27 protein-coding genes are annotated in these 24,563 nt (G+C 43.6%); 15 read left to right on the top strand and 12 right to left on the bottom strand.

Going from position 1 to position 24,563, the window contains the following annotated elements:
* Nucleotides 1-12 precede the first annotated feature (12 nt).
* Nucleotides 13-375: a helix-turn-helix domain-containing protein gene (locus ACQCV8_RS00515; protein WP_426842586.1), complete on the top strand. Its 363-nt coding sequence runs from the start codon at nucleotides 13-15 to the stop codon at nucleotides 373-375.
* Nucleotides 376-578: 203 nt separating this feature from the next.
* Here ACQCV8_RS00515 and ACQCV8_RS00520 read toward each other — a convergent pair whose 3' ends face one another.
* Both ACQCV8_RS00520 and ACQCV8_RS00525 read right to left on the bottom strand, forming a co-directional pair.
* A complete protein-coding gene (locus tag ACQCV8_RS00520) occupies nucleotides 579-1,781 on the bottom strand; it encodes an aminotransferase (RefSeq protein ID WP_426842587.1) in 1,203 nt (400 codons plus the stop codon).
* Nucleotides 1,781-2,281: an Lrp/AsnC family transcriptional regulator gene (locus tag ACQCV8_RS00525; protein WP_426842588.1), complete on the bottom strand. Its 501-nt coding sequence runs from the start codon at nucleotides 2,279-2,281 to the stop codon at nucleotides 1,781-1,783. The genes ACQCV8_RS00520 and ACQCV8_RS00525 overlap by 1 nt, the downstream gene beginning before the upstream one ends.
* Nucleotides 2,282-2,553: 272 nt before the next feature.
* On the opposite strand from ACQCV8_RS00525, the gene ACQCV8_RS00530 reads away from it, so the two are divergent.
* Nucleotides 2,554-3,381, top strand: a complete 828-nt coding sequence (locus ACQCV8_RS00530; protein WP_426842589.1) for an alpha/beta fold hydrolase — start codon at nucleotides 2,554-2,556, stop codon at nucleotides 3,379-3,381.
* Nucleotides 3,382-3,430: 49 nt separating this feature from the next.
* On the opposite strand, the gene ACQCV8_RS00535 is transcribed toward ACQCV8_RS00530, so the two are convergent.
* Nucleotides 3,431-3,685, bottom strand: a complete 255-nt coding sequence (locus tag ACQCV8_RS00535; RefSeq protein ID WP_426842590.1) for a DUF1871 family protein — start codon at nucleotides 3,683-3,685, stop codon at nucleotides 3,431-3,433.
* Nucleotides 3,686-3,766: 81 nt separating this feature from the next.
* On the opposite strand from ACQCV8_RS00535, the gene ACQCV8_RS00540 reads away from it, so the two are divergent.
* On the top strand, nucleotides 3,767-4,936 hold the full coding sequence (locus ACQCV8_RS00540) for a MalY/PatB family protein (RefSeq protein WP_426842591.1): 1,170 nt from the start codon (nucleotides 3,767-3,769) through the stop codon (nucleotides 4,934-4,936).
* A gap of 1,486 nt (nucleotides 4,937-6,422) precedes the next feature.
* A complete protein-coding gene (locus tag ACQCV8_RS00545; protein WP_426842592.1) occupies nucleotides 6,423-7,724 on the top strand; it encodes an ATP-binding protein in 1,302 nt (433 codons plus the stop codon).
* Between the two features lie 127 nt (nucleotides 7,725-7,851).
* Here ACQCV8_RS00545 and ACQCV8_RS00550 read toward each other — a convergent pair whose 3' ends face one another.
* On the bottom strand, nucleotides 7,852-8,421 hold the full coding sequence (locus ACQCV8_RS00550; protein WP_426842593.1) for a superoxide dismutase family protein: 570 nt from the start codon (nucleotides 8,419-8,421) through the stop codon (nucleotides 7,852-7,854).
* Nucleotides 8,422-8,559: 138 nt separating this feature from the next.
* On the bottom strand, nucleotides 8,560-8,754 hold the full coding sequence (locus ACQCV8_RS00555; RefSeq protein ID WP_426842594.1) for a hypothetical protein: 195 nt from the start codon (nucleotides 8,752-8,754) through the stop codon (nucleotides 8,560-8,562).
* Nucleotides 8,755-8,891: 137 nt separating this feature from the next.
* On the opposite strand from ACQCV8_RS00555, the gene ACQCV8_RS00560 reads away from it, so the two are divergent.
* A complete protein-coding gene (locus ACQCV8_RS00560; protein WP_426842595.1) occupies nucleotides 8,892-9,269 on the top strand; it encodes a kinase-associated lipoprotein B in 378 nt (125 codons plus the stop codon).
* Nucleotides 9,270-9,372: 103 nt separating this feature from the next.
* Here the strand turns inward: ACQCV8_RS00560 and kapD are convergent, their stop codons facing one another.
* Nucleotides 9,373-9,993 carry a 3'-5' exonuclease KapD gene (gene kapD, locus ACQCV8_RS00565; RefSeq protein ID WP_426842596.1) on the bottom strand — a complete coding sequence of 207 codons (621 nt, stop codon included), beginning with the start codon at nucleotides 9,991-9,993 and terminating at the stop codon, nucleotides 9,373-9,375.
* A 203-nt stretch (nucleotides 9,994-10,196) separates the two neighbouring features.
* Between kapD and ACQCV8_RS00570 the strand changes: the two genes are divergently transcribed.
* Together ACQCV8_RS00570 and ACQCV8_RS00575 are read left to right on the top strand one after the other, a co-directional pair.
* Nucleotides 10,197-12,047 (top strand): transglycosylase domain-containing protein, encoded by a 1,851-nt coding sequence (locus ACQCV8_RS00570; protein WP_426842597.1) that lies wholly within the window; start codon nucleotides 10,197-10,199, stop codon nucleotides 12,045-12,047.
* Nucleotides 12,028-12,441 carry a thiol-disulfide oxidoreductase DCC family protein gene (locus ACQCV8_RS00575; protein ID WP_426842598.1) on the top strand — a complete coding sequence of 138 codons (414 nt, stop codon included), beginning with the start codon at nucleotides 12,028-12,030 and terminating at the stop codon, nucleotides 12,439-12,441. Before ACQCV8_RS00570 ends, ACQCV8_RS00575 begins: the two co-directional genes overlap by 20 nt.
* A 52-nt stretch (nucleotides 12,442-12,493) precedes the next feature.
* On the opposite strand, the gene ACQCV8_RS00580 is transcribed toward ACQCV8_RS00575, so the two are convergent.
* Both ACQCV8_RS00580 and ACQCV8_RS00585 read right to left on the bottom strand, forming a co-directional pair.
* Nucleotides 12,494-13,051: a DUF5366 family protein gene (locus ACQCV8_RS00580; protein WP_426842599.1), complete on the bottom strand. Its 558-nt coding sequence runs from the start codon at nucleotides 13,049-13,051 to the stop codon at nucleotides 12,494-12,496.
* 70 nt (nucleotides 13,052-13,121) lie between these two features.
* Complete coding sequence (locus ACQCV8_RS00585; protein WP_426842600.1) at nucleotides 13,122-13,364, bottom strand: hypothetical protein; 243 nt, start codon at nucleotides 13,362-13,364, stop codon at nucleotides 13,122-13,124.
* A 206-nt stretch (nucleotides 13,365-13,570) separates the two neighbouring features.
* On the opposite strand from ACQCV8_RS00585, the gene ACQCV8_RS00590 reads away from it, so the two are divergent.
* From ACQCV8_RS00590 to ACQCV8_RS00625, 8 genes are read left to right on the top strand one after another with little or no spacing between them, the layout of a single operon-like run.
* The gene (locus ACQCV8_RS00590; RefSeq protein WP_426842601.1) at nucleotides 13,571-15,976 is read left to right on the top strand and encodes a Na+/H+ antiporter subunit A; all 2,406 of its coding nucleotides are present in this window, start codon (nucleotides 13,571-13,573) and stop codon (nucleotides 15,974-15,976) included.
* Nucleotides 15,973-16,410, top strand: coding sequence for a Na(+)/H(+) antiporter subunit B (locus ACQCV8_RS00595; protein ID WP_426842602.1), 438 nt, complete (start codon nucleotides 15,973-15,975; stop codon nucleotides 16,408-16,410). The genes ACQCV8_RS00590 and ACQCV8_RS00595 overlap by 4 nt, the downstream gene beginning before the upstream one ends.
* Nucleotides 16,410-16,751: a Na(+)/H(+) antiporter subunit C gene (locus ACQCV8_RS00600; protein ID WP_426842603.1), complete on the top strand. Its 342-nt coding sequence runs from the start codon at nucleotides 16,410-16,412 to the stop codon at nucleotides 16,749-16,751. The genes ACQCV8_RS00595 and ACQCV8_RS00600 overlap by 1 nt, the downstream gene beginning before the upstream one ends.
* Complete coding sequence (locus ACQCV8_RS00605) at nucleotides 16,744-18,225, top strand: Na+/H+ antiporter subunit D (protein ID WP_426842604.1); 1,482 nt, start codon at nucleotides 16,744-16,746, stop codon at nucleotides 18,223-18,225. The genes ACQCV8_RS00600 and ACQCV8_RS00605 overlap by 8 nt, the downstream gene beginning before the upstream one ends.
* A gap of 5 nt (nucleotides 18,226-18,230) precedes the next feature.
* On the top strand, nucleotides 18,231-18,707 hold the full coding sequence (locus tag ACQCV8_RS00610; protein WP_426842605.1) for a Na+/H+ antiporter subunit E: 477 nt from the start codon (nucleotides 18,231-18,233) through the stop codon (nucleotides 18,705-18,707).
* Nucleotides 18,708-18,714: 7 nt separating this feature from the next.
* Nucleotides 18,715-18,999 carry a Na(+)/H(+) antiporter subunit F1 gene (locus ACQCV8_RS00615; protein WP_426843335.1) on the top strand — a complete coding sequence of 95 codons (285 nt, stop codon included), beginning with the start codon at nucleotides 18,715-18,717 and terminating at the stop codon, nucleotides 18,997-18,999.
* Nucleotides 18,983-19,348 (top strand): monovalent cation/H(+) antiporter subunit G, encoded by a 366-nt coding sequence (gene mnhG / locus ACQCV8_RS00620; RefSeq protein ID WP_426842606.1) that lies wholly within the window; start codon nucleotides 18,983-18,985, stop codon nucleotides 19,346-19,348. Before ACQCV8_RS00615 ends, mnhG begins: the two co-directional genes overlap by 17 nt.
* Nucleotides 19,338-20,024: a DNA alkylation repair protein gene (locus tag ACQCV8_RS00625; protein ID WP_426842607.1), complete on the top strand. Its 687-nt coding sequence runs from the start codon at nucleotides 19,338-19,340 to the stop codon at nucleotides 20,022-20,024. Before mnhG ends, ACQCV8_RS00625 begins: the two co-directional genes overlap by 11 nt.
* Before the next feature lie 107 nt (nucleotides 20,025-20,131).
* Here ACQCV8_RS00625 and ACQCV8_RS00630 read toward each other — a convergent pair whose 3' ends face one another.
* The 4 genes from ACQCV8_RS00630 to ACQCV8_RS00645 form a co-directional block, all read right to left on the bottom strand.
* A complete protein-coding gene (locus ACQCV8_RS00630) occupies nucleotides 20,132-20,500 on the bottom strand; it encodes a hotdog fold thioesterase (RefSeq protein ID WP_426843336.1) in 369 nt (122 codons plus the stop codon).
* 277 nt (nucleotides 20,501-20,777) lie between these two features.
* Complete coding sequence (locus tag ACQCV8_RS00635; RefSeq protein WP_426842608.1) at nucleotides 20,778-21,434, bottom strand: SIMPL domain-containing protein; 657 nt, start codon at nucleotides 21,432-21,434, stop codon at nucleotides 20,778-20,780.
* Between the two features lie 116 nt (nucleotides 21,435-21,550).
* Nucleotides 21,551-22,192: a response regulator transcription factor gene (locus tag ACQCV8_RS00640; protein ID WP_426842609.1), complete on the bottom strand. Its 642-nt coding sequence runs from the start codon at nucleotides 22,190-22,192 to the stop codon at nucleotides 21,551-21,553.
* A 78-nt stretch (nucleotides 22,193-22,270) separates the two neighbouring features.
* Entirely contained in the window at nucleotides 22,271-24,562 is a 2,292-nt protein-coding gene (locus tag ACQCV8_RS00645) for a histidine kinase (protein ID WP_426842610.1), read from the bottom strand.
* Between the last annotated feature and the right edge of the window lies 1 nt (nucleotide 24,563).

A 24,563-nucleotide genomic window follows, 5' to 3' on the forward strand; every position in this document is an offset into this window, starting at 1 on the left:
GGGGGATTAAAAATGAAAAAAACCGGAGAAACCATTAAGTATTATCGTGAAATAAGAGGGATGACCCAGCAGGAACTCGCTGCTAAAGCGAGACTTGGGAAAGCCTCCATAGAAAAGTACGAAACGGGGGAAATCATTCCCGATACCGCAAGTATCTTAAAACTCTCTACAGTTTTAGATGTTCCGGCATCTGAGCTGCTTGAACACAGTTCCCCGGCAGCCCCCGGTTATGACCAGGAGCTGGATCTCCTCATCAAAAAAGCCGGGGTTAAAAAGGCAAAGCTTGTACTCAGAAAAATAAACGAAATCTCCGAAGAAGACTTTTTGAAAGTCATGCAAATGCTTTTCGAAAAAAAAAATAAAAAAAGTGAATAAAAAAGGTTTATACGTATAAGGAGGGGGGAATACTAAAACCATCAAAGGCTTTCTAGTATTCCCCCCTTTTATTTTTGACAAAGCGAAATCGCTTTGTCCTTTTTTTTGCTTTTATATTCCTCTATTTGAGGGGTTATACATAACGGTCAGAAGCACCCGGAGTTGTTCAAACCCCGGGACTCCATGCCGGAAATATCCCCGAATTAAAAGTCCTGCAATGTTTTCCACTTTGAGACTGAGCCCTGTCTTCTTTTCATAAATGCCGACATTCTCTTTAAAGCTTCTTCAAGCTGAGAAAGCGATGAGGCGTAGGAACAGCGGATGAACCCTTCACCAGATGGACCGAATACGTCTCCCGGAACGACAGCTACTTTTTCTTCGAGCAGCAGCTGCTCTGCGAATTCTGCCGAGGAAAGGCCGGAATACTCAATTGACGGAAAGGCATAAAACGCTCCTCCGGGAGTTTGGCAAGGATATCCCGCTTCATTTAAAGACCTGACAAAATAATTTCGCCTTCTTCGATAATCCGTCTTCATTCGCTGCACATCTTCTTCCCCGTTTTTGAGAGCTTCAATGGCCGCATACTGGGACATAGTTGGTGCACACATCATCGAATATTGATGGATTTTCAGCATGGCCTGCAGCAACGGAGCGGAGGCTGCAGCATAGCCCAATCTCCAGCCCGTCATCGCAAATCCTTTAGAAAATCCGGAAATGGTGATGGTTCTTTCCTTTAATCCTTCAAGGGAAGCAAGACTTGTAAATTCTTCATCGTATGCAAGCTCAGCATAGATTTCATCCGAAATGGCCAGAAGATCATGCTTTGTCAGGATGGTTGACAGTTTCTCCAAGTCCTTCCTGCTAAGCATCGCACCTGTCGGATTGTTTGGCGAGCATAAAAGAACGGCTTTTGTTTTGGAGGTAATCGATTTTTCTATCTGATGAGACATGGTTTTAAAGCCATTGTTGGAATTGGCGGAAACATATACCGGAACTCCTCCAGCCAGCTTTACAAGCGGGCCATAAGCGACAAAACAAGGTTCTGGGATAATGACTTCATCTCCCGGATTAAGTACCGCTCTCAGTGCCAGATCCAATGCCTGACTTGCTCCAACCGTAACCAAAATTTCCTGTTCCGCATCAAAGCTGACATGAAATTTCCGCTCAAGGTAATGGCTGATCTCTTCCCGTAATTCCAGTAAGCCGGCGTTTGCGGAATAGGAGGTATGGCCATTTTCAAGGGAAAGAATGCACGCCTCCCTAACACTCCAGGACGTTACAAAATCCGGTTCTCCGACCCCCAGTGAAATAACGCCCTCCATACTTGCTGCGAGATCAAAGAATTTACGAATGCCCGAGGGCTTTAGGTCAGATACAGCTGCTGATAAAAAACGGGAACTATCCATTACGGAGTAACCACCATCCGTTTATCCTCTTCGCCTGTATCAAAAATTCTTCCATCGTGCTTGTATTTTTTTAAAATAAAATGCGTGGTTGTAGAGAGAACCGAATCAAGAGCAGAAAGCTTCTCAGACACAAATCGGGCAACCTCGGACATCGACCGCCCTTCAATGACAACGCTAAGGTCATATGCCCCGGACATAAGGTAAACCGACCGAACCTCTTTAAACCTGTATACCCTTTCGGCGATTTCATCAAAGCCGACTCCCCGCTTTGGAGCCACTTTGACATCAATCATGGCTGTTACACCTTCATGACCGTCCACTTTCCTCCAGTCGACGGTTGCAGCGTAGTCAATAATGATTTTTTCTCTTTCCAATTTATTTATAATCTGCTCGGTTTCTTCCATCGAAAGTCCTGCCATTTTTGAGATGGAGTCAACCGGGAGCCTGCTGTTTTCTTCAAGTATCTCCAATACCTCAGTTTCCATTTTACTCAGTTTCATGTATATCCCCCCAGTATAAAATCTTCAGAACATTATAACATGAATAAACCATTATGATGACTGAAAATTCTGTTTTCATTACGCCCATACGGGGTATTTTTTACATGAGTGGACAGGCATCGTCGGGACACAATAAGAACAAAAGCAGAAGGCGCCAGCATTCCGTGCCTGAGCTTAACATTAAATGAAGAGGCAAAATTTTTCTTTTTCGGACAGGTTTTGCCGAATGAAACGAATAACTGCCACTAACTATCATTGCTGGAGTGTTGAACATGAACCAAACCTTTTGTCATTCTACAATGAGCCTTCAGGGCATCAATATTCATTATGAGCTGTACGAGAAAAATCTCGGAAAACCAACGATGGTTTTACTTCATGGATTTTTATCCTCTACCTTTAGTTTCAGAAGGATGATCCCGCTCCTGATGGAGGAATTCCGCATCATTGCCATCGACCTTCCTCCCTTTGGCAAGACGGAAAAATCCATTCGATTTGTTCACTCCTACCGGAATATGGCCAAAATTGTTATTGAGCTGCTTGAAAAGCTTCAAGTAAAAAACGCCGTTCTCGTAGGACATTCAATGGGCGGACAGGTGTCCCTCTATGCCGTGAAAGAAAAACCTGAAATGTTCAAAAAAGTGGTGCTGCTCTGCAGCTCAGGCTATATGAAGCGAATGAAGCATTATATGATCTGCGGATCCTATGTTCCATACTTTTATTTATGCATCAAGCATTGGCTCTCAAGCCAGGGAGTATTTAAAAATCTCTGCAACGTCGTTTATGATCATTCCCTGATTGATCAGGAGATGATGGATGGCTACATGCAGCCTTTTGTGGATGACCGGATTTTCATGGCCCTTGCCCGTATGATCCGGGATCGGGAAGGGGACCTTTCTAAAGAGGACTTAATGAAAATTGAAGTGCCGAGCCTTTTAATATGGGGGCAGGAGGATAAGATCGTACCGGTAGAGGTTGGCAGAAGAATGAGCAGGGATTTGCCGAATGCCTCCCTGTTTGAACTCGCGCAAACCGGACACCTTGTTCCTGAAGAAAGGCCTTTTCACGTAATGGACAGAATTATGAACTTTTCACATGCTTAACCAGGTGAGGCGGCCGTACGATACGGCCGCCTTCGTATTTTGGGAAGCTTCAGCAGCCGGACTGACTTTTTATATGAAGCAGTTCTTTGGATTTTTTTAAGCATTCGTCCATCGCTATCCACTTTTCAAAGGAATGCTCATAAATAGCCTGAATTTTCCGGGCAAGCTTCTCATCGCTGTCCAGTTCATGAACGGCCTGAACAACGTCCACGGCTTCAGTCTCATAAAATCCTTCTCCGTAGCCGAGCGGATCCCATTTATATAAAACGTCCATCATCCATTCATTGGCTTGCTGTGTCTCCATTTTTATCATCACCCGCACCTTATTTTTGCAAATTTATTTTAACACATATACGATGAAAGAAAAGATATAAGAGGTGAGCTCATGAATTTGTTCGATGAAGTCATTCAGCGCCGGAAAACCAATTCCGTTAAATGGGATTTAACAAAAGAAATATTTGGAACATCCGATGTGCTCCCTATGTGGGTGGCGGATATGGATTTTAAAGCACCAGAGCCGGTGCTTGAAGCTTTAAAAGACAGAGTGGACCATGGAGTATTCGGTTATTCCTCGATTGGCGACAGCACGAAACATGCAATCATCAGCTGGCTTGAGGAAAGAAACAGCTGGACCATCGCCTCTGAATCCATTTTGTTCAGCCCCGGCATTGTAACCGCCCTAAGTCTGGCTATCCAAACCTATACAAAGCCCGGCGAAAAGGTTTTGCTGCAGTCACCCGTCTATACCCCGTTCTTTGATATGGTCAAAAGAAATGACAGAACCGTGGTAAACAGTGAGCTCCTGCTCAATGAAGGGCTCTACAGCATTGACTTTGATGATTTAGAGAAGAAAATGGCCGATCCTGAAGTGAAATTGATGCTGCTGTGCAATCCGCATAATCCTGGAGGTCGTTCATGGAAAGCAGATGAACTGGCTAAAATAGCAGATTTGTGTGTCGGGCATGACGTTCTGATGGTTTCAGATGAAATTCATTCAGACCTTATGCTATTTGGAAACCAGCATGTCCCTTTCGCTTCCATCAGCGAAGAAGCAGCGAGCCTTACAATTACCTGTCTCGCACCGAGCAAGACCTTTAATCTGGCAGGTCTCCAAGCCTCAGTCATGGTAATCGAAAACGAATCATTGCGCAGGAAAATGGATGAAACGCTACATAAACAAGGTTTTTTTACACTAAACGCCTTCGGTATTTCCGCAATGGAAGCCGCGTATCGTCATGGAAGCCATTGGCTGAATGAACTGACACTCTATCTGGAAAAAAACATGGAGTATGCCATCAATTATTTGAACAGCGAAGTAAAGGGGGTAAAAGCGATTAAACCTGATGCCTCCTACCTGCTCTGGATCGATTGCAGAGAGCTTGGCCTGGACGATAAAGAGATCAAGAGGCTGCTGCTTCATAAAGGAAAAATAGCTCTTGAAGAAGGTTCTAAATATGGCCCGGGCGGGAAGGGCTTTGTAAGACTGAATGCAGGCTGCCCATTCGAAACACTTAAAGATGGCCTTTCAAGAGTGAAAGCCGCGTTTGCTGAATAGCAAACCGCTGTGGATGCAGCCATATGTGTGGTAAGGATCAAGCCCTTCTTCGGAAGGCATGGTTTTCTGGTCCAGGCATAACCCCGGAGGCTCGAACTCTGGGGGTTTTTTAATGACTAAACGTTTTCAGGAAAAGCTGATCATGGATGGTCCAGCACTTTCCACTGTGGGGTGGTGGGCGATTTGGGACGCGCCTAAATGTGTATGTGTTCGGTTTTGATCTTTTTCTCGGTTTTCAGCAGATGAACAAGCGTCGGCGCTGCTGATTCCTAATAGGCGCCTTTTTCTGTTTGGCGGCGGTCAAGAATAATCAGGATGCTGGTTGGCATTTTTATTTATGGTCCTTTTTGGTTCTAGCATGGATTATCTACCGGCTTTTTGGCAAAATCAGCTAAGTTGGACAGGCACATTGTACACTGGACTGCCTTTTTTAGGCTGAAAATCGCAGTTAGGCGTTGAATCGGTCCGGATTTTGGTGTCCGTTGGGGGGACGGGAATGTTTTATTGTCCGTATTCAAGATTTATTGTCCGTACTTTTGTTTTATTGTCCGTACTTTCGTTTTATTGTCCGTACTCTCCATTTTATTGTCCGTATTTCCAATATAATTACTTTTCGACATAATCCGCTACAACGTGCAGAAGCATTTGGTCTTCCGGTTTTTTAGTCTGTAAACTGCGGTTGAACCTCACAGATCTTGGTCCAGTTCCGGTACAGAATTTGTTTTATTGTCTGTATTCCAGATTTATTGTCCGTACTTTTGCTTTATTGTCCGTATTCCAAATTTATTGTCCGTAGTTTTGCTTTATTGTCCGTATTCCAGATTTATTGTCCGTACTCTCCATTTTATTGTCCGTACCTCCAATATAATTACTTTTCGACATAATCCGCTACAACGTGCAGAAGCATTTTATCCGATTTGCCGGTTTTTTAGTCTGAAAGCTGCACCACGGGGTGAGCCGGTCCGAATTTCGGCTCAGTTTCGGTACAGAATTTATTTTATTGTCCGTATTCCAGATTTATTGTCCGTACTTTCGTTTTATTGTCCGTACTCTCCATTTTATTGTCCGTACTCCCAATATAATTACTTTTCGACAAAATCCGTTACACCATGCATAGGCATTTTATCCGGTCCGCCGGTTTTTGAGTCTGAAAGCTGCACTACGGGGTGAGCCGGTCCGAATTTCGGCTCAGTTCCGGTAAGGAGTTTATTATATGGTCCGTATTCCAAATTTATTGTCCCTGTGGCGTTGAACCTCCAGTTCCGGTACGAAAGGACCGTCTATGCACCATTCCTTGTACCCATTCTCTAAAGTCTATCCGCAGATTTCTGCGCTTCATCTATATGATGAAGGATTCCAGCCCGCGTTTTTTTCTGTTCTGAGCTGCCTCCTCGAATTATCGAATATACTGAATTAATAAAAACATTGTAAACATTTTTTTACTATTAATGGTATAATCAACCTATCAATTGCATAGGAGACGTTTATGGAGAATATAAAGGATTTAATTTTGCAAGTAACGTTTATCCTGTTCCCCATCTATCTCTATCAGGCAATCTGGCTAAATAGGCCGACGCCGAATATCCCTAAGCCTAATCAAATACTTATCTACATTCTTTGCAGCCTCTCGGCCATTCTTTGTATGACCTTCCCGATTACCGTGGCTGATGGGATGCCTTACGGGCTCCATTATATTCCCTATCTTGCTGCAACGCTGTACGGAGGACCGCTGACAGGTATATGTGCGGCAGCCACCGGCTTTCTGTACCGTCTATACTCCGGAGGCGACATTGTATGGATGACTGTAATCATCACCCCCCTGTTTTTAATTCTGCCCATTATTCTCTACTCTAAGTGGAGTACTATTAAAATACAGTCAAAGCTTGGGTTTGGGCTTCTTTTCAGTATCCTGAAGCTTGCCTTAACTTATGGAGCAAGCTCCGTTCTTTATTTTTCAGGAATGATTAACTTTAAGCTAACCGAAAGCCTTATTGAGATGTTAGTTGGCTTTGTTTTATTTACGATTGTGCTTTTGCTTACCATTTACTGCGTGAATTCAACAAAAGAAAATGCCTTTTTAAGGGCCAGGGTTATTAAATCTGAAAAACTTGCCATTGTGAGTGAGCTGGCAGCAAGTGTTGCCCATGAGGTACGCAATCCGCTTACTGTTGTCCGGGGGTTTATCCAGCTAATCGGTACAGACCGGAGAAGCACCGGGACTCAGAAGGATGAGTATATTACCCTGATCCTCTCAGAGCTGGACCGGGCTCAGGACATCATAACCGATTATTTAAACCTCGCCAAACAGCAGTATTATGAAAAAAATGAAGTTTCTCTGAGCCTTCTGCTGAGTGAGGTTGTAAAGATTATGACCTCCTATGCCAATTTTAAAAACGTTCATTTTAAAAACAGCATTGCGCCAAATCTTTATGTATACGGTGATGCCTCACGACTCAAGCAGGTCTTTCTGAATCTACTCAAAAACGCGATAGAAGCTGTGGCAGAAAGTGATGGGGAAGTTAAAATAACCGCTTATGCCTCCCATGAATTTATCAGAATCAAAATAAAGGATAATGGAGTGGGAATGACCTCCGAGCAGCTAGCAAGACTTGGCGAGCCATACTTTACTCTGAAAGAGAGAGGGACAGGACTCGGATTGACGGTAACTTTTTCAATTGTGGAACAGCATGAAGGAACGCTTCGTTACCAAAGTGAACCCGGTGCCGGCACGTCTGCTACCGTTTCCTTGCCTATTTGTCTGCCTGAACAGCAGAGCAAGCCATCCTGACCGGGCCTTGTATTCTGGGCACCCATAACTTCATGTATAAGAAATGCAGCCTTAAAAGGAACGCCGGCATGCCTTCGCAGTTTCTGAAAATGTAAGAAATCCAGCCTTAAAAGCACTGACCGCTTCTTCAGGGCTTTGCTTCAATATCGATTTCTCTTTTGTCCGGACGCTCTGCTTCACTTTCTGTAATTTTCCCGCAAGCAATTCGGGCTCCGGATTCTCCGGCAGGCTGGGTCATTCCGTCATCTTTTGCTTCCGTGATGATCAGAGAGGTCCCGCCTTTGAATAGAAGTGAGTTTTTAGCCCCCTTTTTCAACGTAAGCTTTGGGCCCAACAGTTCAGCCTGTACTTTCCCGTCACTGTCTGCTGAAATATTGGGGAGGTCTCCGAGGTGGGCTCCTTCCGAATTCATGAGCCCATGCTTTTTATTGTCAGGGTTATAATGCTCTCCTGCAGTAATAAAGTCAGGCCCCTCGCATTCTGGTTTCTGATGGATATGGATGCCGTGTTCCCCCGTTTGCAGACCTTCCAGATTAATTTCAAATTTAACCCCTTCCGGCTGCTCCGATAGCTTAACCGTTCCGAGCGAATCGCCGTCCTGGTTAAACATCTCGACCCCCATGCTCGTAAGCGTATCCTTCGAGCATCCTCCTAAAAGCAGTAAAGCCGCTGCTGAAGCCGATATGATTCTTCTCAACTGAACTTCCCCTCCCTAACCGATTGGACACTTTTGTATAGTGTTCTCCGTTCGGGGGAAAATATACGGAGTAAGACTGCCATGGAGCACAGTCATTCCGTTTTGGTTAAAACAAAAAACGCCGGGTGGCACCAGCGTTTAGTGTATATCCTTCTTATCCAGATGCTTATATTTTTCGTGCACTTCCCGCTCTTCTTTTCTGGACTGCTTCACAATAAAGCGGAAAGCCATAATGGCCAGCAGCAGGAAAATCGCCATGTGAAAAGCTGCCGGGATGTACTCTGATTTGTCTTCTGGAAAATAGAGAAATAACGAAAGGACCATTTCTGCCATGTAAGCGGACACACCTCCCAATATATCTTCTTTTCTCCACTATACATGGTTATGTCTGTTCGTACCAACTCCTTTTTTTTTGCACTTTTAAAAGTATGGTAGAATGGATGAAACGTAAGGGATAGGAGCATGTGGATATGGAATGGAACGTTGGAGATCATGTAACCGGCATTTATAAGACCGGAAAGTATGCAGGAGTCGTCACAGGCTTGCGGCCTATGCATGTGCTTGTCCAGGTAAAAGCTGTATTGAAGCATCCGCAGCAGGGGGACCTTCATATGCCTAAACAGGCGGAAGTCCCTCTGTTTCATGAAAGAAGAGCATTGAGCTTCAATGAGCAGACCAACATACCGGCCAGCATGCTAAAGTCTTTCGACGGCGAATTCCCTGAATATAAGGATTCTCTCAAGAAGGCCCTTGAGCAGCAGAAAGCCTCACTATCAGAAGAAGAAACACTTTGGGCAAAAAAATCACTGGATCAGCTTGCCCAGCTCGAAAATGAGTATAAACTTTAACAAATAACTGGGCTGGTTCTGGACAAAGCTTCCTGCGGCTGAAACTTTCCCGCAAATAATCTTCAAAAACAAAAGCCAAATCACATGGGTGGGTGATTTGGCTTTATGTTGCGAATTTGTTAAGGAGCTTTGAAAAGTCCACCCGGTCCCCGATCGTAGTCGGACTTGGTTTTTCCAGGTATTCCTTGTCCTTTTCAATTAATTTGTAAATCTTCATGGTTGTCAGTGCGTCATCAAGAGCCCGGTGATGCTGCCCCGTCCCTTTCTTTCCATATTCCTCTACCGCTTTCCATAGCCCTGTCTGATTTCTGTCTCCGAAGAACTTTTTGTATTCCATGGATAAATCCAGAAATTCATCCCGATGAAATGGAAAAGGGCATTGATTTTTTTCACAGTTCATCCGCAGCACCTTCATGTCCATATTGCCCCAGGTAACGACTTTTTTGGGCGTATCAAGCTCGCTTAGAACACGGATCAATTCATGGAATGAGATGCCCTGATCAACCTGTGCCTGTGTGATTCCAAGAAAATTTTTGCAGCGTTCTGTCAGCCTTTTTCCCTTAACAGGTGTGACAAATTGCGAGAATTCCTTATCGGTTTTTCCATTTTTGAAAAAAACAAGTCCCGCTTCGATAATTTCTGCGTAAAATCCTTTATAGCCTGAATTTCCATCCGGCATGCTGAATTCAAAATCAATAAACAGCAAGGGTTTTGCAGATTCCATAGTCCCCCTCCTTTCTCTTTATCATTTTATTACCATTATATCACCGCCCACTTGAATTTAACTGTATTTTTAGAAAAATTTTCATTGGAAAAGCACACATTTTTTTATCACATTTTCGAAGAGCCCGCGTACTGAAAATTTGCTTCTCTGATTTGGGAATCAATGCTAGGATATAGAAAGAATAGGATTTCAACAGAAAGAGTGTGACAGATTTGAGAAAATGGTTTGGATGGAGTTTCATCCTTTGTCTGATTCCTTTGTTTTTGTTCCTCCTGCTCGGCTCCGGACAAGCTGTCGAAAAGCTTAAATCGATCCCCGAAACCCTTGATGAGAAGCTTCCCATTGAAGAAGTACCGGCTATTGCGGCAAGCTATATAAAAGATGCTGAAGGCAGTGTTGTTTCCGAACTGGCAACCGACGGGCAAAAGCGCCTTTTCGTTCAAAGCTCGGATATCCCCTCTCAAATGAAAGAGCTGTTTCTGAAATCAGAAGATCAGCGCTTTTATGAACATGCAGGGTTTGATTTTGAAGGAACAGCCAGAGCCCTTCTTGTGAACGTTAAAAATCAGTCTCTTGATCAAGGCGGGAGTACAATAACCCAGCAGCTTGCCAGAAACCTGTATCTGAATCATGAACGAACGTATAACCGTAAGCTCAGCGAACTGCTGCTCTCGATTCAGCTCGAAAGAAAATGGTCCAAGGATAAAATACTTGAAAGCTATTTGAATACAATTTATTTTCAAAACGGGGTGTACGGAGTCGGTGCGGCGGCAGACTTTTATTTCAGCAAACCGCTGCAGGCCTTAACAACAGCTGAAATGGCGTATCTGGCTTCCATACCGAATAATCCTACCCTCTATGATCCGCTGACTAATCCAAAAAAGACAAAGAAAAGACAGGAACGCCTGCTTCAAATGCTGAAGGAGAGCGGAATACTGAGCGAACAGCAGCTAACAGAAGAGAAGAACAGAAGGATTACGCTATCCATTCGTGAGAACAAAGAACCTTATCCCGATTATACAGGCTATGTGGAAAATGAATTATCAGAGGCAGTTGCGCAGAAAGAAAAGCTGACAGATCCTGATCAAATCCAACAGGCCAAAGAGGATTGGCTCCGCTCAGGAATTGTCATCGAAACGCATCTGGATCCTTTTTTGCAGGATCGCATTTATAAAGCAAATGAAAAATTTTTCGACGGATCACATGAATCCGCTGCCGTTATTCTCGATCATGAGAACCATCATATAGAAGCAATCAGCGGAGGATACCGTTACAAGCAGCATGATTACAACCGTGCTTTTCAAGCTACCAGACAGCCCGGTTCGGCTATTAAACCTCTTATTGACTATGTTCCTTATATAGAAGAGACGAAGGCTGATCCAGCCAGCAAGATCAGTGCAGACCGCTTTTGCATATCTAAAAATAACTGTCCGGAAAATTATACGAAAAAAGAATATGGAATGGTTACACTTGAGAAGGCATTCAGCCAATCCTACAACACTCCGGCATTGCGAATGTTTAAAACAGTAGGATATGAAAAAGCGTATCATTACCTGAAACCCTTCAAATTCAAAAAAGCTGCCCCCGTTCATGACTATTCAGCCGCTCTTGGCGGAGGAACATTAGAGGTTTCCCCTCTGGAGCTTGCAGGCGCCTATACTGCATTCGGGAATGACGGAATGTATCAGCCAAGCAGGGCCATTAAGAGGATTCTCGCTCAGGACGGCTCGGTCCTATTTGAATGGAAGGATACCCCCGTTCGGGCATGGAGTTCCGGAACGAATTCCATCCTGCTGGGCCTGCTGGAATCTGTGATTGATCAAGGAACCGGAAAAAAAGCAGCATTTGAATCAGCCTACCTTGGCGGGAAAACGGGAACGACAAACAATTACAACGATCTTTGGTTTTCAGGCTTAACAAATCGCCATACCGCAGCCGTCTGGTTCGGAAAAGATCAGAATGGGTCAATCGAAAACGTTTATGAAAAAGGGACCTTGCTTGAATACTGGAAAATGATTATGGGCGGTGAATCCGTTGGCGCCAATCGAAAATAAGCATCCTATTGTTCTGTTTGACGGGGTGTGCAACCTTTGTGAAGGGGCTGTTATCTTTCTTATTAAACGGGATAAAGCTGCCGTACTAAAATTCGCCTCCCTCCAGTCCCATACCGGTCAAATGCTTTTATCTCAGCATGGCTTGGACAAGGATCACTTCGACTCTTTTATTCTGGCTGAGGGCGGTCAGCTTTACTTGAAGTCGAAGGCAGCGCTGAAAACTGCCGGCTATCTCCCGCTTCCGTGGAGGCTCCTCCGACTATTTACTGCTGTACCGAGACCGGTCAGAGACGCTATTTACACCCTGATCGCCAGAAACCGGTACAGATGGTTCGGCCGGAAAGAAAGCTGTATGATTCCCAGCCCATCGCTTAAAGAACGATTTCTCGATTAAAAAAAGGCTATCCACGCTAATCTGTAAACAGATTGTGCGGCGGATAGCCTTTTTATATGGGCAAGCTGTTAACAAACCCATTGTATAGACGGAGGAATAAATAAAATAGTCCAAGGGTAAATACAAACCAGAACAATAAATTAAACAGCACCATCCCGATCAGGGACCAGGAAGTAACCATAGAGCTTGCCTGGTAGATGATAAAGATAAAGTAGCAAAGGGTAGAAACCAGAAAAACAGCTGCAATCACCCATATAGCCTGTACAAGAAAAAGGGAAACAGCACCCCCGGCAAGGTAAAAAGCAGAGCCTGCCCTGATTTTGTTCAGCGTAACCCCTTCAGCATCCTGGGAGAAAAAAAGAAAGGATAACTCAGTTACCGTATTGGCAATCAGCTTAAGAGCCGAAAAAACCATAAAGTACAGCAGGGCAAATAACGCGAATAATGCAATTTTCATCTCGCTTTCCGAAAAGAAATCCAGCATGCTGGTGTAGATGCCCAGGTTTTTCAGGAGGGCTGTTACATCCATGACGGTTGAGATGGATAGGGATGTGCTGAAGAGCAGCAAAGAGATTAAAGGAAAATAGCTGGTAAAATAAGTGTTTCTCATGAGAACTTCCCTTCCGTAAGCATTCTTCTTCATTATGCTTAGAGGGGAAAAATTTGTAAAGCAAACATTTTTATTTCTGAGGCCTTGAAATGATTTTTACATATTCCCTCGGTTCAAAGGTTTTAAAAATGACCGGTTCGCGTATGTGCCAGGTTTCCTCGGATCCGGCAACTTCCATTTCACTGATCTGCCTCACTGGTTTGATTACCAGCGGGTTGCTGTAATCCTCTATAAGCCGAAGCTGAATGGCAAGCATGGTTAGAAACAGAGCGAAGAAAATAGCGAATGCGGCTGCAGCTTTTATTTTAAGCATGCAATCCCCTCCTTCTTCATTATGATGCCAAAAAAAACTTCTCGTTATACAACACCTTTATTATTTGATATGATGATTTTATAAGTTCATATGAACTTGAAATTAAATGATAAATTTTCCCAAAAAGCTCATACTATTCATGTATGCGGAGGATGGAATACCGCAAATGCCAAACGGAAGGTTTACCATTAGATTGGAGGCAAAACATGTCTTTTTTGCACTTAGCCATACTTCTGCCATTTATCGCGGCTCTTTTCGTGCCATTTATCTATAAGTGGTTCAACAAACATATTCACACTGGATGGTTTGTCCTCATCCTTCCGCTGGCATTGTTTGTTTATTTTTTTCAGTACATACCCCCTGTAAGCAGCGGCGATAATACGTATTCCACTGCTGACTGGATTCCTTCACTAGGCATACAATTTACAGCTTATGTGGACGGACTCGGACTTTTATTCGCTCTTTTAATTACCGGTATCGGCTCTCTTGTGGTTCTTTACTCCATTTATTATCTTTCCAGGGAAAAAGAACAGCTTAACCAATTCTATGTGTATCTTCTCCTTTTTATGGGAGCGATGCTCGGAATTGTCCTCTCGGATAACATGATTGTCATGTATACCTTCTGGGAACTGACCAGTCTTTCCTCGTTCCTGCTGATTGGATATTGGCATAAGCGTGAAAAATCCCGTTACGGGGCGATGAAATCCATGATGATTACCGTCTTTGGCGGTCTGAGTATGCTCGGGGGCTTTATTCTCCTCTATCTCATCAGCAATACATTCAGCATCAGGGAAATGGTGACCCAGGCTCCAGTCATTATGGAGCATTCATACTTTCTTCCGGCCATGCTGCTTATTTTGCTTGGCGCATTTACGAAATCGGCTCAGTTTCCATTTTACATCTGGCTGCCGGATGCAATGGAAGCACCGACTCCTGTCAGTGCTTACCTCCATTCCGCAACCATGGTTAAAGCAGGGCTTTATTTAACCGCACGATTCACACCGGTATTCGGGATGGCCCCGGAATGGTTCTGGCTCGTTTCAGGAGTTGGTTTGATTACCCTGACATGGGCCTCATTTAATGCAGTTAAACAAACCGATTTAAAGGCGATTCTGGCTTTTTCAACAGTCAGCCAGCTCGGATTAATCATGACGCTTCTCGGTGCGGGTTCTGCATCCCTGCATTTTGAATCCTTGGATGACAATCTTTTTACCGCTTCAATTATTGCAGCGATTTTTCATCTCATTAATCATGCTACATTTAAAGGCAGTCTGTTTATGGCTGCAGGAATCATTGATCATGAGACGGGAACAAGGGATATCCGCCGGCTGGGCGGTCTGATGAGTTTTATGCCGATTACCTTTACGATCTCTGCAATCGGAGCCTTTTCCATGGCCGGACTCCCGCCTTTCAATGGCTTCCTGAGCAAGGAAATGTTTTTCACAGCGATGATTAATTTGCTGAAGTTTGATTTGTTTCAAGCAGAAACTTGGGCAGTCTTATTCCCTGTATTGGCTTGGGTCGCAAGCGTCTTTACGTTCATTTACAGCATGATTATTGTATTCAAGCCGTTTACGGGCAGGCACAATCCTGAAAAGCTTGAGAAAAAACCGCATGAAGCTCCACTTGGCATGCTGGTCTCCCCTGTTATTCTGGCATCGCTTGTTGTATTGTTCGGGATATTCCCGAATGTGCTGTCTTATAGCATCATTGAACCGGCAGCAGCTTCTATAGCTCCAATGCTGCTTGAAGATGGAGAAAAATTCCATGTTCACATTTCCCATTGGCACGGCTTTAAGCCAGAGCTGTTTATGACCATTGGGGTTATCGCCATTGGTGCTGTCCTATACCTGACACTTCCAAAATGGAAAAAGATATTCGGACTGTTTCCTGAAAAGCTCACCCTTAACCGGGCATACGACAAGTCAATAAACGGTCTGGACAAAGGCTCACTAAAGGTTCAGGAGCTATATATGACCGGGTTTTTAAGAGACTATCTCGGGTACATCTTCGTCTTTATCATTCTCATGACAGGATGGGCCATGTACGCCAACTCAGCTTTCTCTTTTCAATCTGCCGCCAATGCCCCGGTTGGGGTCTATGAGCTGGTACTCGCCGTCTTGCTGATCGCCGGTGTGGTCACCATCCTGTTTGCAAGAACAAGGCTGACCTCCATCATTGCTTTAGGGTCAGTTGGATATGGTGTGTCGCTGTTTTTTGTCCTGTTCAGGGCACCCGACCTCGCATTGACCCAGCTTGTAATTGAGACCGTATCTGTTGCTCTGTTCCTGCTTTGCTTTTATTATTTGCCGGAACTGCAAAAGCGGGAAAGACTGCCGTTTAAAATGGCGAATTTCTTTATTTCACTCGGGGTAGGTACAGTCGTTACTCTCGTGGCTCTTTCTGCCAACAGCCAGAGGGTATCAGAAACGATTTCAAGATACTTTATTGAAAACAGCTATAAAGAAGCAGGCGGAAAAAACATGGTAAACGTCATTCTTGTTGATTTCAGGGGCTTTGACACGCTGTTTGAGATCACAGTCCTGCTGACTGCCGCTCTGGGCATATTCGCGATGGTTAAACTGCGGCTGTCAAGGAGGGAAGAAACGTGAAACGGACGAATTTAAAAACCAATGACCATATTTTGCAAACAGTTGTTAAAATTGTGTTTTTTATCATTTTCATCTACTCCATTTACCTTTTCTTTGCAGGGCATTATACTCCGGGCGGAGGGTTTGTCGGGGGTCTGATGACTTCCTCCGCTGTGGTGCTGCTACTGCTGGCCTATGATGTAAAAACAGTTACCTCCATCCTGCCGTTTAATTTTATTAAAGTGGCGGCAGTCGGGTTGCTTTTAGCTTTAGGGACAGGTCTTGGAGCCCTTTTTTACGACCTTCCTTTTTTGAAGCAGGCCCACGGTCCGGTGCATTTGCCAGTGTTTGGCGAGGTTGAGCTGGCATCTGCCACCCTTTTTGACCTTGGAGTTTATTTAGTTGTAGTAGGTGTAACCATGACCATAATCCAGACGATTGGAGAGACGGAATAATGGAAGTCATAATGTCAATTGTTTGCGGTATTTTATTCATGGCCGCCACTTATCTGATGCTCTCTAAAAGCTTGCTGCGGATTATCGTCGGTACCTCCCTTCTCAGTCATGGTGCCCACCTGCTGATTCTGACAATGGGCGGGCTTAAAGAAGGGGCTCCCCCGCTGCTTGGAGAGAAGGCAGAGAACTACGTGGATCCCCTCCCGCAGGCACTGATATTAACGGCCATCGTTATCAGCTTCGGGGTGACCGCTTTTATGCTTGTCCTTGCCTATAGAACCTATCAGGAGCTGGGAACGGATGATATGGATCAAATGAGAGGAACTGATTCCCATGAGTAACAATTTTGTGATGTTGCCTCTGATTATTCCTTTAATCGCAGGCATTTTACTTATTTTCTTTAATAAAAAACCACGGATCCAAAGAACGTTAAGCGCCTTGTTTTCTCTTACAGCCGTGATTTTCTCAGCTATCCTGGTCGGCACGGTTCACCAAAGCGGCATCCAGACCGTTGAAATTGGAGGGTGGGCGCCTCCTTACGGCATTCCGTTTGTCGCAGACATGTACGCAAGTCTTTTAGTTTTATCAACAAGTGTAATAGGATTAACCGGCATTTTATTTTCTTTTCGTACAATCGGGAAAGAACGCGAGTATTTCTTTTACTACCCGGCTGTCCAATTTTTGCTGGCAGGGGTAACAGGGGCGTTTCTGACAGGGGACATTTTCAACCTGTTCGTCTTCTTTGAAGTCCTGCTCATGGCTTCTTATGTCCTTATGGTACTTGGCGGTGAGAAGAAGCAGCTGAGAGAATCGATCAAGTATATCACCGTAAACATTTTCTCTTCCGCTCTTTTTGTTATAACCGTCGCTTTTTTATACGCGGTAACAGGAACCTTGAACATGGCAGACTTGAGTGTGAAAATCAGTGAAGGCGGGCAAACCGGACTGCTGACGGTAATCGCCATCCTGTTCCTGATCGTTTTTGGAATGAAAGGGGCTATTTTTCCGCTTTATTTTTGGCTCCCGGGATCCTACCATGCCCCTCCTGCAGCCGTTACAGCCCTGTTTGGTGCACTACTGACAAAGGTTGGCGTTTATGCCATTACAAGAATTTACACACTGATTTTTACTCACGAACAAGCCTTTACGCATGAGATCCTTGGATGGCTTGCGGCTCTCACCATCTTATTTGGGGTGATTGGCGCAATCGCATACTGGGACGTAAAAAAAATTGTTATTTACAACATCATCGCGGCGGTTGGGGTCATCCTATTCGGGGTAGCGGCTGCAACACCCGCTGGAATTGAAGGTTCGATCTACTACCTGATCCACGACATGATTATTAAAGGGGCTTTGTTCTTCCTGGCCGGAATTATGATCAGCATTACAGGAACCTCCAATTTACGAAAAATGGGCGGCCTTATTCAACAGTACCCGCTTGCCGGGTGGATGTTTTTTCTGTCGGCTATAGCGCTTGCAGGCATTCCTCCAATGAGCGGCTTTATTGGCAAGCTGAAAATCATCCAGGGAGGCTTTGAAGCAGGAGAATATGCAATTGCTCTGGTTGTGCTCTTTTCAAGTCTTCTCGTCCTCTACTCGATCATGAAAATTTTCATGAACGGTTTCTGGGGAGAGGTGCAGCCGATTAAAGGAAATCCTTCCGTTAAAGGAATGGTCTATCCGGCTGTCATCCTTGTAGCTCTTTCCGCAGCTTTTGGCCTTGGGACAGAATTTGTTTCACCATATATTACCCAGGCAGCCGAAACACTGCTGGATCCGTCCATCTATATTGAAGCCGTTTTAAAGGAGCAGTGATGCAAATGGCTTTTCAAGTATTGTTAAATTTCTTTATAGCGTTTATATGGATGTTTCTGCAGAATACTTATACGTTTGGAACCTTTGCAGTTGGTTTTCTCTTTGGACTGCTCATGATTTTCGGGATGAGGCGCTTTTTTACGACAAGGTTTTATTTCTGGAATGTACTGGCCGTCTTTACGCTGTTTGCGATTTTTATTAAAGAGCTGGTCCTATCCAATCTCTCAGTGCTCAAAATCATTCTGACTCCGACGTTAAAGCTGACTCCGGGCATTTTCGCCTATGAGACAGACCTTAAGAAGGATTGGGAAATAACTGTTTTATCCAACCTGATTACACTGACACCCGGAACACTTGTTGTGGAAGTTTCAGAGGATAACAAAATCCTCTACATCCATGCAATGGACATCAATAGCGCAGAAGAGGCCCGCAAAGATATCAGAGATTCCTTTGAAAAAGCAATCAAGGAGGTGAGCCGCTGATATGGACATGTTTGAACTCGCAATGAGGCTCGCACTGCTCATTCTGGCGGTCTCCACTCTGCTCTACTTCTACCGGCTTGTAAAGGGTCCAACCGTTCCAGACAGGGTGGTGGCGCTGGACGCAATCGGCATTAACCTGATCGGGATGACAGCAGTCATTTCAGTTGTCCTGAAAACGAATGCGTTCCTTGAAGTCATCCTCCTGCTTGGGATTCTCGCCTTCATTGGAACCGTAGCCTTTTCGAAGTTTCTTGAGAAAGGAGAAATTATCGAAAATGATCGTGATCAGTAAAATTATCATCGCCTATCTCATTTTACAGGGCGCCCTTCTCTGCCTGTTCGCATCCATAGGAGTTTTAAGGCTCCCCGATGTTTACACTAGGAATCACGCCGCTTCGAAAGGGGCGACACTAGGCATCATCAGCTTGCTGCTTGGCGTATTTTTGTACTTTCTGCTCATTCAGGGCCATTTTAATTCCAGAGTGCTTCTGGGAATTGCATTCGTATTTATTACCTCTCCTGTAGCCGGACATTTAATCATGAGAGCCGCTCATAATACTAAGGTTCCTTTATGGGAAAACAGCGTCCAAAATGATCTTCGGAAAAAGAAGGACGGGGAAGCCGGGCATAGTGGGGATTGACCATGCAGAACAGTATGCAAACCGCCTGATGGAGCGCCTGAAGGCTGAAGCTGTCCCTGAAAATCAGGAAGCCATGGAAGCCTATATGAAGAATCAATTTCATTTTCTAGGGATTAGAACGCCTGAACGTAAACAGATTCTAAAGGATTTTATTAAAGAATCAGGGTATCCCGAAACCCCGGAAGATCTCAAAAAAACCGTTATTATTCTTTTCCAGTCTTCCTTCAGGGAATACGCATATGCAGGTCTGGATTTGCTTATTAAAAGAAAAAAGCATCTTCATTCAGGGGACCTTACCTTTTTGGAGAAGCTGATCCTGACAAAGCCATGGTGGGACACTGTAGACCTGCTGGCTTCCCATATCGCAGGCTACTTGCTGTCCTCTGAACCAGCCTCAAGTACGGTGACAGAGCAGTGGGTCGAGCATGAGTCGATTTGGATGAAGCGGACAGCCCTTCTTTTCCAGCTTAAATACAAAGACCAAACAGACTCAGATAAGCTGGGAAGGATCATTTGCAGACTTTCTGATTCAAATGAATTTTTCCTTCAAAAAGCCATTGGCTGGGCACTTAGAGAATATTCGAAAACGAATCCGGAATGGGTCATTCAGTTCACGGCACAAAATGAACTAAAACCGCTCAGCAAAAAGGAAGCGTTAAAAATCATCAGCAGATAGCAGGATTTTTCACTTTAAGATGCTCCTGTATACAAAAAACAAAAACCCCTGCAAAGGGGTTTTTGTTTTGATTCAGGCTCTCATTCACCCGCTAAGCATCAAAGACCTTACTGCTTCTTCTGAATGACTGCCATTGTGCATCTTGAAATACAAATAAGCCGGTCATCCTCATCCGTAATCCTGATATCCCATACCATGGTAGATTTCCCTTTATGGGAAGGGGTTGCACGTGCCGTTACAAATCCATCCCGTTTGGACCGAATATGATTCGCATTGATTTCAAGTCCTACACATAATTCTGTTTCCTGATCAATAAAGTGATACGCCCCAATGCTTGCCGCAGTCTCTGCTAATGCTACTGATGCACCTCCGTGCAGAATGCCAAACGGCTGATGCGTCCTGCTGTCAACCGGCATGACCGCAATAACCCCTTGATCTGAAACCTCTTTAATTTCAATCCCTAGTGTTTCAATCATTGTATTTGCAGTATCCACTTCTGTTCCCCCTTTGTCCCCGTCTATCATATTTTAACGCCTGAGCGCTGATCCGTCGTTAATTTTTTAGCACCTTAATCACAAAAACCAAATAAACCGCCAGCAAAAGCAACGCGGGTAGAACCGCCAGGATATTCATTTCAGCCCCCTCGTATGAATTCGATCATAATACATGATTACCATCATACGGGACGAATATCACGTGAATATTGAGAATATGTTTATTTTTTGTAAAGTTCTGTTATTGGCGCGGCCGTTTTTAACTGTAGCGGTAATGAACGCGGACCTCTGCTGAAACTGTCAAAGAACCCGGAAAAACTTGTGCAGAGGATGCCGGAGCTGCTGCCAGCGACAGCCCTTCCCGCTCATAGGGAACGAACGACCTTGACGATTCGGTGACTCTAACAGGCACCCGGTTCAAGGAAACCTGGTAGCTTTCGGCAAGAACGGCCGCTTTCTCATAGGCTTGCTTGACAGCCTCCTGCAAAGCAGCCTCCACATAGGGTTTGGCATTTTCAAGCTTAAACACCACCCGGTCTACGCGGTTCACCCCATTGCTGACAGCAGTGTCGACAATTGCACCTATTTGATCGAGCCGTTCCGTCTTTACTGAAATTAAATTTACGACCTCGTACCCTACAAGCGTCTGCTTGCCATCCTGAAACGAATACTTAGGAGAAATGCTATAGGAAATCGTTTGGATATCCTCTTTGTTGATTCCCTGCCTGAAAAGAGCATTCACAGCCCGCTCCAGCCTGAGCTTGTTTTCTTCCTGAGCGGTCTTGACATCTTCTGCTTCTGTTACAATCCCAAGCTGGATCAGTGCTGTGTCCGGCGTTGCCTCTGCAGACCCCTGTCCTGTGACTTCCATTAAATACTCTTTCCGGTCCCGGTTCTGCCCGTTTAGGGTTGGCATGTAGCCTCCATATTGCATACTCTCACTTCTTTCAGAGATATTTCTCTAAATATATGTGAGCATCTGTTCAATTTTGCTGCAAATGAATCTTTTTGCCGTATCCCAAAGCGTTAAGCTTAGTCAATAATCGATTCCGATTTAGCTATTAGCACAGCCTCCGTTCTGGAGCCTACATTCAATTTATTGAATATGGAGGTCAGACTGTATTCTATGGATCGCTTGCTGAGATGCAGATTATCTGCGATTTCCTGGTTCGTATGCCCCTTCTCCACTTCTTGCAAAATGGATTTTTCACGTTCGTTTAAGCATTCAGCATCCATACTTTGATCGTCCTGCTTCTGCTTTTGCTGCGAAAGAAGGGTTTGGAGGTATCCATATGGAAGGACGATTTCTCCATTAATAGCATGACGGATATAAGAAAGAATTTTCTCTTTAGACTCTGCTTTATTAATGGCACCGTGGATTCCCATGCGAATGGCTTCTTCAAAATAATCCTCAACCTCATAGCCCGTATACAAAATAATTTTACAGCCGCAGTTCTGCTCTACGATCCCCCTGGAAAGCTCCATTCCATTAATATCTCCCAAATTCAAATCCATCAGGACGACATCGTATGGGGAAAAGTCCTGCTTCTCCACCGCCTCAAGGGTAAATGGCGGATTCATAAAATCCACAGTCACTTCCGGATCTTTTTCTAAAATTGCTTTCGTCCCTTCTCTTACTGCCGGGTGATCATCCACTACTAAAATATGTATCATAGCCCTCCTACCTCTCCATGAAGCTAGTCTTATTGTATAAAAAAGACTTGGCATTAGCCAAGTCTTTCGTGAAAAAAGTTATATTTCAATTACTGCTTTAAATCCTTCACCTTTCGACGTTTCAATGGTCAGCGTTCCTTTTAAAGCCTTTACGCGCTCGCTGATACCGGATAGGCCCATACTTTCAGAATTATAGATAATCTCATTTTGATCAAACCCAATTCCGTCATCCTCATAGTGAAGAACAATCTTATCTTTGATGCACACAAGCATAATCAGCACATTGCTTGCATGAGAGTGCTTATGGGCATTCGTGAGGAGCTCCTGGATAATACGGTATAAATTCAGCTGAACATCAATATCCGTATTCGTCTGAAATTTGCCGGCATTCATCCGGATTTCAAAGTCTGCAAATTCCTGATACTGGGTAACCAGTTTATTTAAAGCCTTAACAAGCCCCAGATCATATAAAAGCTGCGGGCGGAGCTCCTGGCATGTTTCCCTGGTTGTTTTAATAATCTTCGTCATGTTCTCATTCATATCTTCAAGCTGATTCTTTAGGTCTGCGGGAGCCGCCTCCAGCTCTACAAGCGCCACTTCACACTGCCTCTTAAGAGAAATCAGGTCCTGAAGAACGGAGTCATGCAAATCCTTCGCAAGGTTGGAGCGCTGCTTCTCTTCTATCGAAAAGAATAGCTTTGTCAGCCAGGAAGGATTGGTGCCTTCCTTCTGCACCGTTTCTAGATGGTTCATAAGCTCCTCAATTTTGAGGAAGTTTTCGAGAGAGACATGAGTATAGAATGAGAGCGCTTTGAGCCATGAAATTTCGTCTCTTGTTAGCTTAGGGGTATTTATGGTTGAGAGACAGAGGAGAATGTAATTTCGATCTTCCGTTTCTCCTATTTTTATTAAAAACCCCTTATCAACTTCTTTAATTTTTCCTATTTCTGATAACGTAAAGGGGATTTCCTTTACATAATTCATAACTTCTTCTTCGGTTTGTAATAAAACGTTTCCTTGAGTGTCTGCCTCGATAAAATACGCTTTACTTACTAGAAGAACATCAGTAATTGTCTTTTTTAAATGTGTAATAACCTGGACCAGGTTAACAGATTTACTAATTTGGTCTGTATACTTAAAGATGCTGTCCTGATAATTATACTTTTCAGAAAAGCGTTTTAATTTAAACCTAAAATCAAGGATTTCTTTAAAATAAAACATTAGGATCACTGTTATATAGATGAAAATAGTCAGCTTGACTAAATAAAAGCTTGTATCGCTTTCTTCCAATAACAAAATAGCTCCAAGACAAATTGCAGTTGGTAATACAGCCAACAGAGCATAATATCTAACTCTTCCAAGAATAAATTCAATATCATATATCTTAGTAGCTACAAATTGATAAACTAATGAAAAAGGAATTAGCAGGATGAAAGCTGCTAATATTGTAGGCGGAAAAATATGCTTATTAAAAATTAAAAATGGAATTAAATAAAGCAAAATAAATGGAAAAAAAGCCATGAAATTAGTAACGATAAGCACTTTCAGAAGATATTTTTGATCTGTATACCTAATTTTTTTTAAGCTTCTCATAATTAAAACAAAAACTAAAATAATAAGAGTTCCAAATGTAATTAAGTTTGAAATTTTGGTGAAATTGTAAGAGCTATAATCATATCTAGGAAATTCGATTATTAAATTAAATAGTGTAATTCCGTAACCAAACACCAAGAACCACTTACTGAATAAAAGTCTGCCATATTCTTTAAAGTATTGATAGATGAAATGAAGGTAAAGGACTGGAGTCAATAAAAAGAAAACTATATTTGCATATCGTGCAAAAACATCAGCTCTTGCTGAAACACCTGCGCTGAAATGAGCCAACGCAATGTTAAGTAGAAAAGCATTTAAAATGAATGCCGAGAGCAAATTTAATTTTCTATTTGACCTGTATAAAAAGTAACTGCAAAATAGGCAGAGAACCATGAGAACTAGCGGAAGAACTACTATGAAGAATGACTGACTATTTATTAATGTATCCTCTACTTCAAAATTTCTAATTACACCATTTGAGTCAATGGTGAAAGATTGCACCCGTTCTAATTTTCGGTCCCTTATGATAGGCTGATGATTAGAAGGACTCTCATTATTAACTACAAGGACTTCATCTCCAATTTTCAAACCCACAGAAGAAGCCCACGTTTGGGGCTCCACATCAGAAATGATATACTTCCCGTCTTTTTTTTCATCAACAATTGCACCAATATAGGGATGAAGAAAATTAAAGACAAGGAAGTACAAGCATAATAATACACTTACAATTACAGTGAGTTTATACCATGTGTTAATTCTACTGAAGTAGTTTTTCATT

The organism is Metabacillus sp. 84 (genome assembly GCF_050107715.1).
Lineage (GTDB): Bacteria > Bacillota > Bacilli > Bacillales > Bacillaceae > Metabacillus_B.